At 62.3% G+C, this 10,817-nt stretch carries 7 protein-coding genes; 5 read left to right on the forward strand and 2 right to left on the reverse strand.

Going from position 1 to position 10,817, the window contains the following annotated elements; translation table 11 throughout:
* Positions 1-68: 68 nt before the first annotated feature.
* Positions 69-1,046 carry an EF-P lysine aminoacylase EpmA gene (epmA, locus tag QQJ96_RS17935; protein WP_284333394.1) on the reverse strand — a complete coding sequence of 326 codons (978 nt, stop codon included), beginning with the start codon at positions 1,044-1,046 and terminating at the stop codon, positions 69-71.
* A gap of 2 nt (positions 1,047-1,048) precedes the next feature.
* Positions 1,049-3,436: an NAD-dependent DNA ligase LigA gene (ligA, locus tag QQJ96_RS17940; RefSeq protein WP_284333395.1), complete on the reverse strand. Its 2,388-nt coding sequence runs from the start codon at positions 3,434-3,436 to the stop codon at positions 1,049-1,051.
* 147 nt (positions 3,437-3,583) lie between these two features.
* Here ligA and QQJ96_RS17945 point away from each other — a divergent pair, with 147 nt between their 5' ends.
* The 5 genes from QQJ96_RS17945 (at position 3,584) to QQJ96_RS17965 (ending at position 10,812) form a co-directional block, all read left to right on the forward strand.
* The gene (locus tag QQJ96_RS17945; RefSeq protein WP_284333396.1) at positions 3,584-5,011 is read left to right on the forward strand and encodes an MFS transporter; all 1,428 of its coding nucleotides are present in this window, start codon (positions 3,584-3,586) and stop codon (positions 5,009-5,011) included.
* Between the two features lie 149 nt (positions 5,012-5,160).
* On the forward strand, positions 5,161-6,363 hold the full coding sequence (locus tag QQJ96_RS17950) for a cation:proton antiporter (RefSeq protein WP_284333397.1): 1,203 nt from the start codon (positions 5,161-5,163) through the stop codon (positions 6,361-6,363).
* Positions 6,364-6,670: 307 nt separating this feature from the next.
* A complete protein-coding gene (locus QQJ96_RS17955) occupies positions 6,671-8,287 on the forward strand; it encodes a hybrid sensor histidine kinase/response regulator (protein ID WP_284333398.1) in 1,617 nt (538 codons plus the stop codon).
* Between the two features lie 235 nt (positions 8,288-8,522).
* Complete coding sequence (locus QQJ96_RS17960; RefSeq protein WP_284333399.1) at positions 8,523-10,388, forward strand: PAS domain S-box protein; 1,866 nt, start codon at positions 8,523-8,525, stop codon at positions 10,386-10,388.
* Complete coding sequence (locus QQJ96_RS17965) at positions 10,360-10,812, forward strand: response regulator (RefSeq protein ID WP_284333400.1); 453 nt, start codon at positions 10,360-10,362, stop codon at positions 10,810-10,812. The genes QQJ96_RS17960 and QQJ96_RS17965 overlap by 29 nt, the downstream gene beginning before the upstream one ends.
* The last annotated feature ends 5 nt before the right edge of the window (positions 10,813-10,817 follow it).

Raw genomic sequence — 10,817 nt, forward strand, 5'->3', positions numbered from 1 at the left:
GGATGCCAATCCCAGCATCGGCAGAATGGAGAAGAGCTGGGATTGGCATCCCAGCCTACCAATGCCAATTACGCCTTCGAAAACGGAAACGCCAACACATCGGCAATCTTGTCCGTTCCTGCCAGGCACATCAGCAAACGCTCGATGCCCATCGCTACGCCGGCGCAATCGGGCATGCGTTCCAATACCGCCAGCAACTGCTCGTCGATCGGCATCTCGCGCAAGCCACGTTCGCGGCGGCGGGCATTGTCGCGTTCGAAGCGGGTACGCTGCTCGGCGGCATCGTTGAGTTCGTGGTAGCCGTTGGCCAGTTCATGCGGCCCCAGGTAAAGCTCGAAGCGCTCGGCCAGCGGCGGATCGCCGGGACGAATGCGCGCCAGAGCGCTCTGGCTGGCCGGATAGTCGTGGATCACAGTGATGCGATCACGCGGAAACGCCGGCTGCAGTTTGTGAGTAATGAGCAGGTCGAGCCAATCGTCGCGAGTCAGGCCTTCGGGATGGATGTTGTACTGGGCGAGCGGTGCACGCAGTTCCTCGATGTCGGCATTCAACGGATCCAATCCCAGCTCGTCGAGAAACAGCTGCCGGTAGCCCTCGATCAACACCTCGACGCGACGCCCCACCAAGGCCAGCGACGCCTCGACCAGGGCGATGGCTTCCTCCATCAGTTGCCGATGGGTCCAGCCGACGCGGTACCACTCCAGCATGGTGAACTCGGGATTGTGCCGCTCCCCTGCCTCGCCATTGCGGAACACGCGGCCTAGCTCGTAGCAATCGCCGACGCCATCGGCCAGCAGCCGCTTCAAGGGATATTCGGGCGAGGTGCGCAGCCAGCGGTCGCGCGCGCCTGCATCGACATGGCCGTGGAACGGCGCACTGAAGCTTTCGATATTCGGGTCGGTGTTGCCGGCTGCCGACAGGATCGGCGTTTCCACTTCCAGTACGCCACGATCGGCAAAGAAGGCGCGGATCATGGCGTAGAGTTTCGCGCGGCCTTGCAGGCGCTGGCGGAAAGGGGTGACGTTGGTGGTGATGTTCGCGTCCATCCTCAAACCCCGTGCTGCTTGAACAGCGCGAGCAACCGCGCCTCATCCCACACTTCCACGCCCAGCTCCTGCGCCTTGTCGAGCTTGGAGCCGGCCGCTTCGCCGGCCACCACGAAGTGGGTTTTCTTCGACACGCTGCCGGCCACCTTCGCGCCCAGCGCTTCCAGTTTCTCCTTGGCTTCGTCACGACCCATGCCCGATAGCGTGCCGGTGAGCACGGCGGTTTGGCCGCTCAACGGCAGGCTTTCGACGCTGGCGTGCTTGGGGATGGCGGCCAAGAGACTGTGCATGGCCGCTTCCGCCTCCTGCAAGGCGGCAAGCTGCTGAGGATTGGAAAGGTACTCGTCCAGGCTGGCAGCTGCGTTTTGCGACAGGCCCGCGGTGATCCAATGGGACGAGCCGCCGCCATGCAGTTTCGCGATCGACGGGAAATGCGACGCCAGCAATTCGGCATTGCGATGACCGATGCCGTTGACGCCGGCATCTTCCAGCAACACCGCCAGGCTGAGCTTTTGCTGCAGGCGCGGCGATGGATCGGCTTCGTCGCCCAGCGTCACGCCGGCTTTCAGCAGGGCATCGACGACTTCGCGATTGCCCTTCTGCTTGAAAAACGCTTCGATGGAACCGGCCACTTCGGCGCCGATATCGGGCAGCTCGCGCAGGATCGCCGCCGGCATGCTGCGCACCCATTCCAGCCGTCCCAGCCAGCCTGCCAGCGTCTTGGCGGTGCTTTCGCCGATGTGCACGATGCCAAGCGCATACAGAAAGCGCGCCAAGGTGGTGCGCTTGCTGGCTTCGATCGCTTCGATCAGGTTCTCGGCCCACTTGGTGGCGATCTTACCGGCCTTCACGGTTTCCGGCGTGGTGCCGTCGCGCTCGTCCGCACGACGCTTCATCTCAAGAAAATCCTCAAGCGTAAGCGGGTAGAGATCGGCCGGGGTGTGCACGTAGCCAAAATCCACCAAGGCGTCGACGAAACGCTCGCCTATGCCTTCGATATCCATGGCCCGGCGCGAGGCGAAGTGAATCAGGGCTTCCTTGCGTTGCGCGGCGCAGACCAGTCCGCCCGAGCAGCGCCAAGCCGCCTCCCCTTCCTCGCGTACCAAGGCCGAGCCGCACACCGGACAATGCGTCGGCATGTGCCAGGGATGCGTTTTGGGCGGGCGGCGATCGGGTATCACGCGCACCACTTCGGGAATCACATCGCCGGCACGGCGCACGATCACCGTATCGCCAACTCGCACGTCGAGCCTCGCCACCTGGTCGGCGTTATGCAAGGTGGCGTTGGTGACAGTTACGCCGGCCACCTGCACCGGCGACAGCCGCGCCACCGGGGTGGCGGCGCCGGTGCGGCCGATCTGGATCTCGATCGCTTCGACCGTGGTGCTCTGCTCTTGCGCGGGGAATTTATGCGCGATCGCCCAGCGCGGCGCGCGCGCCACGAAACCCATCTCGCGCTGGCCGAGGTAGTCGTCCAGCTTGTACACCACGCCGTCGATGTCGTAAGGCAACTGGTCGCGCTTGGCGCCGACGCTTTTGAAATAAGCGATCAAGCCATCGAAACCCGTGGCCGTCTTCACTTCGGGCGACACGGGGAAGCCCCACTCACGCAATTTCTGCAGCGTCTTCGAATGGCTGGGCGGTAACTCCATACCTTCTGCCAACCCCAGGCCATAGGCGAAGAAGCTCAGCTTGCGCCTGGCGGTGATGGCCGGGTCCAGCTGCCGCAGCGAACCGGCGGCGCCATTGCGCGGATTGGCCAATGGGCGCTCGCCATGCTCGCGCGCATGGGCGTTGAAGGCTTCGAAGTCCTTGCGCAACATGATCACCTCGCCGCGTACTTCCAGCACGCGCGGCCAGTCCTCGCCGCGCAGGCGCAGCGGAATGGCGCGCACGGTGCGCAGGTTGGCAGTCACATCCTCTCCGGTTTCGCCATCACCGCGCGTGGCGCCTTGCACGAACACGCCGTTTTCATAGCGCAGGCTGATCGCCAGGCCGTCCAGTTTCGGCTCCACCGAAAACACCGCCTTGCTGCGGCCCAGCGTCTGCTCGATGCGGCGCTCGAACTCCGACACTTCCCGGTAACGCTCGCGGTCGTTGTCGCCCTCCTGCTCGAAGGCGTTGCTCAATGACAGCATCGACAGGGCATGCCGTACTTCGGCAAAGCCGCCGTGGGCACGCGCGCCAACACGCCGGGTAGGCGAATCGGCAGTCGCCAGCTGCGGGTGCTCGGCCTCCAGCGCCTCCAGCTCGCGCATGAGGCGGTCATATTCGGCATCCGTGATTTCCGGATCGTCGAGCACGAAATAGCAATAGTTGGCATGTTCGATCCGCTTGCGCAGATCCTCGACACGTTCGGCGGGCAAGGGGGAAGCTGACGGTTTGCTCATAGGCGAAGTGTAACGATTCGGCGTAGTCATTCCCTCACCCGTAGGTTGGGGCGCGAACCTCAACATCGCGATCCGCACATGGGGCAACGTCGGGGTTTGCACCCCAACCTACGACAAATAGCTGCCATAGCAAGTATCATAACGCCCATGCCCTCCCCGTCCGCAGCTTCCACAGCCCCCGCAACCACGGCGGACGCAGTTGCGGAGCCCTACTCGCGCGACCGCTATGACGGCCTGATCTGGCTGGTAGCCGCTTCGTTCTTCATGCAGGCGCTGGACTCCACCATCGTCAACACGGCGGTGCCCGCCATCGCCACGGCATTGCACCAGACACCGCTGAACATGCGCAGCGCGCTGACCAGCTATGTGCTCACCCTGGCGATTCTCATTCCCGCCACGCCTTGGCTATGCGACCGCTTCGGCACACGTCGGGTCTTCGGAACAGCCATCAGCGTGTTCGCGCTGGGTTCCCTGCTCTGCGGCGTCTCGCAGACGTTACAGCAGCTGGTCATGGCGCGCGTGCTGCAGGGTATCGGTGGTGCCGCACTGATGCCTGTGGGCCGCTACGTCCTGGCGCGGGCCATCGACAAGCGCGACTTCGTCAAGGTCATGAGCACGGTCTCCACCTTCGGTCTGCTCGGCTCGGTCCTGGGGCCGATGCTAGGCGGTGCGCTGGTGGAATACGCCAACTGGCGGCTGATCTTCTTGATCAACGTGCCGGTGGGCATCGTGGGCCTGTGGCTCAATCAACGCGAAATGCCGGAGTACCGGCTCGATACCGCCAACCGCTTCGATCTGTTCGGTTTCCTGCTATTTGCTGCCGCGTCCGCGCTGCTGCTGACCGCCTCCGAATTCGCCGCTGAAGCGACCGTTCGCTGGGGCCAGATGGGCCTGCTGGTAGTGCTCGCTGTCGCATTCGGCATCGCCTACGTCTGGCATAGCCGGCGCACGCCGCATCCAGTGGCGGATCTGAGCCTGCTGCGCGTGCGCAGCGTCTGGGTCTCGCTCTCGGGCAGCCTGCTGACGCGGCTCGGCGTAAGCGGCATGTTCCTGCTGATCGTGCTGTTCCTGCAGGAGGGCTGCGGCTGGTCGCCGATGGCGGCCGGACTGATGATGGTGCCGCAGGCACTGGGTGCGATCAGCTTCAAGTGGCTGGTGAACCGCTCGCTGGTCCGGCTGGGCTATCGACGCCTGCTGTTCGGCAATACCCTGGTCGTGGCCGCCCTGCTGGCGATGTTCGCCCTACTTGGCCCACACACGCCGATGGCGCTGATCATCCCGCTGCTCTTCGCCTACGGCGGCTTCATGGGTATGCAGTACACCGTGATGAACACGCTGATCTACACCGACCTGGACGTCAAACACGCCTCGATGGCCTCGTCGATGGCCTCCACCACCCAATATCTGTCGATGAGCTTCGGCATTGCGCTGGCCACCATCCTGATGCAGACGCTGCTGCGTGGCCAGGACAGCGCCGCCTATGTGGCGGCGTTCCGCTGGACGGTAATCGTGATCGCGGTGATCACCGCAGCCGCCAGCCGCGTCTTCGCACGCCTGGACAAAAATGTTACGTAGGCTGGGATGACAATCCCAGCATTGGGAATGCTGGGATTGTCATCCCAGCCTACGTTCCGCGCGAGACTTCGCCTACAAGCTGGACGCATGCCTTCCAGCGCATGAGCCGTTAGCATGAAGTACCGCTCCAGCTCCAAGGATGCCTTGCCTTGCATCACGCCAATGAGATCCTGTTCGCGCTGTTCATCGTGTTCGTCGCCGCGCAGGTCGGTGCGGAGATCGCGCAGCGGCTGAAGCTGCCGGGCGTGGTGGGCGAAATCGCCGCCGGCTGCGCGATCGGGCCATCGGTGCTGGGCTGGATTACACCCGAACAAATCGCCACCGGCACCCCGCTGGATGTACTGGCTGAAATCGGCGTAGTGCTGCTGCTGTTCTCGGTCGGCCTCGAAACCCGGCTGGAGGATCTGAAAAAGGTCGGCAAGGCCGCCTTCCTGGTCGGCGTGCTCGGCGTGCTGCTGCCGTTCGGCATGGGCGGTTTCTGGGCGCATGCCCAGGGTTTCGACTGGGGCAAGTCACTGTTTCTCGCCGCCGCCTTCGTGGCCACCTCAGCTGGTATCACGGCACGCGTACTGCAAGAACTGGGTGTGCTGCAACGCGTGGAAAGCAAGGTGATCCTCGGCGCCGCGGTGATCGACGACATCCTGGCCATGCTGCTGCTTGGCGTAGTGGTGTCGCTGCAAGGGGGCCAGGGCTTCGATCCGATGCACCTGCTGGTCGTGCTGGGCAGTGCGGTCGGCTTCATCGCGGTGATCGGCTGGGGCGGCACGCGCGTGATGCGCTGGAATTCCACCTGGCTGGAAAAGCCGCATAGCAGCCACTCGCCGCTGCTGATCGTGCTGGCGCTATGCCTGGGCGTGGCCTACGTTTCCACCTTGTTTGGTCTTGCAGCGATCATCGGTGCGTTCCTGGCCGGGATGATCGCTTCGGAAACACGCCAGCAGCACACACTGGAACAGCAGATGCAACCGCTACTCGCCTTGCTTACGCCATTCTTCTTCGTGCTCACCGGCAGCAAGATCGATCTGCAGCAGCTCGCCAATGCCGACGCCTTGATCGCGCTGCTGGTGGTCACGCTGATCGCCATCGTTTCCAAGCTGCTGGGTGGCTTTCTGGGGGCGCTATCGCTGGGCCGCATGGGTGCGACCATCGTTGGCTTCGGCATGGTGCCGCGCGGTGAGGTGGGCGTGGTCATCGCCAGCCTTGGGCTTGCCGCAGGGGTCTTCAGCGACCGGATGTACGCGATCATCGTCGCCATGTCACTGCTTACCGCCATGGTCACGCCGCCGATTCTGGCCTGGCTGCTGAAGCGAACCGTCCGCACCGGTCTGTCCACCCAGCCTGGTGATGCGTAAAACGAAATAACAACAAAATTTTGGCGTTTCCTAGACATCGCCGCTAGCGCTGCGGAGCCATACTCATGCCTGGGACGATCGACGCTTTTCCATAAATGCCCGGCTTTACGAGCGTTTCGCCGGCCCTTGCGGTAAATGCGGGCCTGAACGTCCAGGGGAGATGACATCGGCACCGGCGCCGCCCGATTTGTTTTGGGTGCAACCGAGCTGATGAGCAGGATGTCCGACCAAGCGTTTCATGAACACCATACTGGATGACGCAGCACGCGCCCGAAGATAAGGGCGCAAGCACGCAAGAGGTATGTTCATGGCATCGACACCGGTCAATAACGATCTGCGTAGCGAGCTTGCACTGCATGGCGGCCCTCTTTCCAACGGCAGCCGTTACGAACTGCTGGTGCAGTCGGTCGTCGACTACGCGATCTATCTGCTCGATCCGGACGGACGAATCGTGAGCTGGAACGCCGGTGCGCAGCGCATCAAGGGCTATACCTCCGAGGAAGTGATCGGTAAACATTTCTCGATGTTCTATACGCCAGAGGATCAGGCAGCGGGAACTCCGCAGCACAATCTCGACACCGCGGCGACCGAGGGGCGCTTCAATGGCGAAGCTTGTCGGGTGCGTAAGGATGGCACGCGTTTTCATGCCCAGGTGGCCATGGATGCCATCCATGACGACGCTGGCCAGCTGATCGGATTTGCCAAAGTCACCCGCGACGTCACCGAACGGTCGGAATTGATGGCCCATCTGGAGGAAAGCGAACGACGTTTTCGGCTGTTCGCCGAAAGCACGCCCGGCTACGCGCTCTGCATGCTGGACAAACACGGTCGCGTGCGCCACTGGAACGCGGGCGCCGAACTCCTGAGCGGATACACCAGCGAAGAGGCGATGGATAAACCCGTCGTGCGAATGCTGCTGCCCGACGAACGCGATGAGCAGAAACTGCACGCGCTGATCGAGCAAACGCTATCCAGCGGCAAGTATGAAGGCGAGCATCGGATCACCCGCAAAAACGGCAGCAGGTTCCAGGCACAAGTGCTGTTGCGCGCCTTGAAGGACCAGGCGGGGCGCTTGCATGGGCTTGCCTGCACGGTGCAGGACCTCAGCGAGAAACGAGCGATGGAAGAGGCTCTGGAGCAAACCCGCCAGCAACTGTTCCAGTCGCAAAAACTCGATGCGCTCGGTCAGCTCACCGGCGGCATCGCCAGTGATTTCAACGGTATTCTGCACTCCCTCGCCGGCGGCCTGGAAATAGCGCGCATGCAAGTGGCGCGCAACGACACCTCCCAGCTGGAAAAACGCCTGGCCGAGGCCTTGAACCTGGTGCAGCGGGCCGCCCAGCTCACCCAGCATTTGATGGCTTTCGCGCGACGCCAGCCCTTGGCGCCAAGCCAGGTCGATCTGAATGAATGGGTTCTCACCTTGAGTGAGATGCTGCTGCGCACCGTGGGCGCGCATATCCGGATCGATTTTGATTTGGCCCATACACCGCTGCCCCTGCGCTGCGATCTCAACCAACTGGAGAGTGCCTTGTTGAATCTGGTGCTCAACAGCCGTGATGCGATGCCCAACGGTGGCAGCTTGCGCATCATCACCTCACGGGTGCAACGCGAAGATGGCGCGGCCGGCGAGTGGGTCAGGCTGACGGTGAAAGACAGCGGCGTCGGCATGTCCGCCGAAATGGCGGGTCGGGCTTTCGAGCCATTCTTCACCACCAAGCCACTCGGGCACGGGACCGGCCTTGGGTTGTCGCTGGTGCACGGCTTCGTGCGCCAATCCAACGGCAGCATAGCCTTGCATTCGAAGGTAGGCGAAGGCACTGAGGTGGAAATATGCCTACCGGTAGCCGATCCGGTTGACACAGCAACGCTTGGGGTAGACCAGGACCCTACCCCGCACGTAGATCAACTACATGGTTTCTAGGCGACCCCAAGCAAGCATCGTGCTTATTTCCAATAGTTTTACAAATAATCGGCGCGACTCTCACGAAATTGGCCTTTTTCACGGCATGGCGCTTGCGCAAGTCCGCGAGACGAGAGTATCAATGCCAAAACTGATCGGCAGCGTGCTGGTCGCACTGAATATCGGGCTGCATTACTCACTCACGTCACGCGCAACGATCTTCGTGTAATCGCACAAAGCCTGTCAGGGGGTGGCGATGAAGAGTGCGGATATCAGCAACATCCTGGCGTTGGAAAACCCCGACGCATCCGTGTTGACTGACCAGGACGGCCGCATTCTTCATTGGAACCGCGCGGCCGAAGCCCTGTTCGGTCATGCCGCGGCAGAAGCGCTCGGAAATCGGTTCCACGAGCTCGTCGTCCCCGAAGGCGTGGATGCCCCGGAACAAGGCTTCAAAACGCGGGTAGCCCGGGGCGACACGGTCACTTATCGCACACTGCGCAAACACAAGGACGGCTCCCTGGTTTTCGTGCTTGTTTCGGAACGGCCGGTACGTGGCGAATTCGGCGAAGGCCTGCTGCGTAGCGAACGGGACATTTCCGAATGGCAGGCACGCCGGCTGACGCAATACGTCCAGACCCGCTACGGCGATTTTCTCGAATCCATCAGGGAAGGCGTCATCCTGGCGACCGTTGCCGGCAGGGTCGTCCTGGCCAACCACCACGCGGCCTTTCAGTTCGGCTACGAGCGCGAAGAGTTGAGCGGTATGCGCATCGACGACTTGCTGCCCGAACGTTACCGGCGCATGCACCACGACCTGACCGGCGAATTCTTCGGTCGGGCCCATGGCCTTCCCGTGCACGATATCGAGTTGCACGGCTTGCGCCCGGACGGTCAAGAATTTCCGATCGAAGTCAGCCTGAGTTCCGTGGAGACCGATGACGGCAAGCTGATCATGACCGCGGTACGCGACGTCAGCGATCGCATGAAAGCCGAGCGCAAGTTCCGCGGACTGCTGGAATCGGCCCCCGATGCGATGGTGATCGTGAACCGGGATGGCCTGATCGAACTGGTCAACTCGCAAGCGGAGGCCTTGTTCGGCTATCGGCGCGACGCGATGCTGGGTCAGCCAGTGGAAATGCTCATACCCGAGCGCTTTCGCCAAGGGCATCCAGCGAAACGCCAGGCCTACTCCCAATATCCACGGCCACGTGTGCTCGGCGCGCCCCATTTGTACGGCCGGCGCAGCGACGGCGGTGAGTTTCCGATCGAACTCAGCCTGGCTCCGATCGATACCGAAGAAGGCATCCTGATCTCCAGCTCCATCCGCGATATCAGCGAGCGACGCCATTTCGAGGAAATGCTGCAGGAAACGAATCTGCAACTGCGCGCCGCTTCGGAGGCCAAGGACCGCTTCCTGGCCGGCATGTCGCACGAATTGCGCACGCCGCTCAATGCCATCATCGGTTATACCGGCACGCTGCTGATGCGCATGCCCGGCCCCATCAACGAAGAACAGGAGCAGCAGCTGCGCACCATTTCCGGCAGCGCCAAGCACCTGTTGTCGCTGATCAACGATCTGCTCGACCTGGCCAAGGTCGAGTCGGGCAAGGTGCAATTGCACATGGCGACCCTGCCCTGCCACGAAGTGATCGACGAAGTGGCCTCGGTGCTGCGCCCACTGGCGGAAAAGAAACAAATAGCGCTGGAAAAGCACCTGCCGCGCGAGCGCCTGCTAGCGCATACCGATCGCCGCTCGCTCAGCCAGATCGTGATCAACCTCACCAACAATGCGATCAAGTTCACCGAGCCCGGCGGCACGGTGGCATTGAAGCTCAAACGCGTGATCCAGGACGGCAAGCCTTGCTGCGAAATCGCCGTGAGCGATACCGGACGCGGCATCAAACCCGAGGAACAGGCCGCCCTGTTCCAGGCCTTCTCGCAACTGGAAAGCACACGCCCGCACGAGGGCACTGGCCTAGGCCTTTACCTGTCCAAGCGCCTTGCCGCCATGCTGGGCGCCAACCTGAATTTTGAAAGCGAATACGGGCGTGGGAGCACCTTTTCATTGGCGATACCCGAGCACACTACCGATGCGCCTGCGCCGGTATCCGCGTGTTGAATCAACCGAAGGGACTACCTTTATGGCCTGCGTACTGGTGATCGAAGACAACAAAGACAATCGTGAACTGATGGTTTATCTGCTGAAGTATTTCGGCCATCGGACCCTGGTCGCGCCGGACGGTGAAGCGGGCATCGACACGGTGGCGCATGGCGAAGACCGTCCGGACCTGATCGTTTGCGACATCCATATGCCCAAGATGGACGGCTACGAGGTGGCAAAGCAGCTCAAGGGCCATCCCGAGCACCGCGAAATTCCATTGATCGCGGTCACCTCCTCGGCGATGGTCGGCGATGGCCAACGGATTCTCTGCCACGGCTTCGACGGCTACATGACCAAACCGATTGATCCGGCCACCTTCGTGCAGCAATTGGAGGAGTTCATGTCCAAGGACATCGAGACGCCGGCCGGCGACCGCACTTGAGGCAC

This window comes from Dyella flagellata, assembly GCF_030160275.1.
Classification (GTDB): Bacteria; Pseudomonadota; Gammaproteobacteria; order Xanthomonadales; family Rhodanobacteraceae; genus Dyella_B; species Dyella_B flagellata.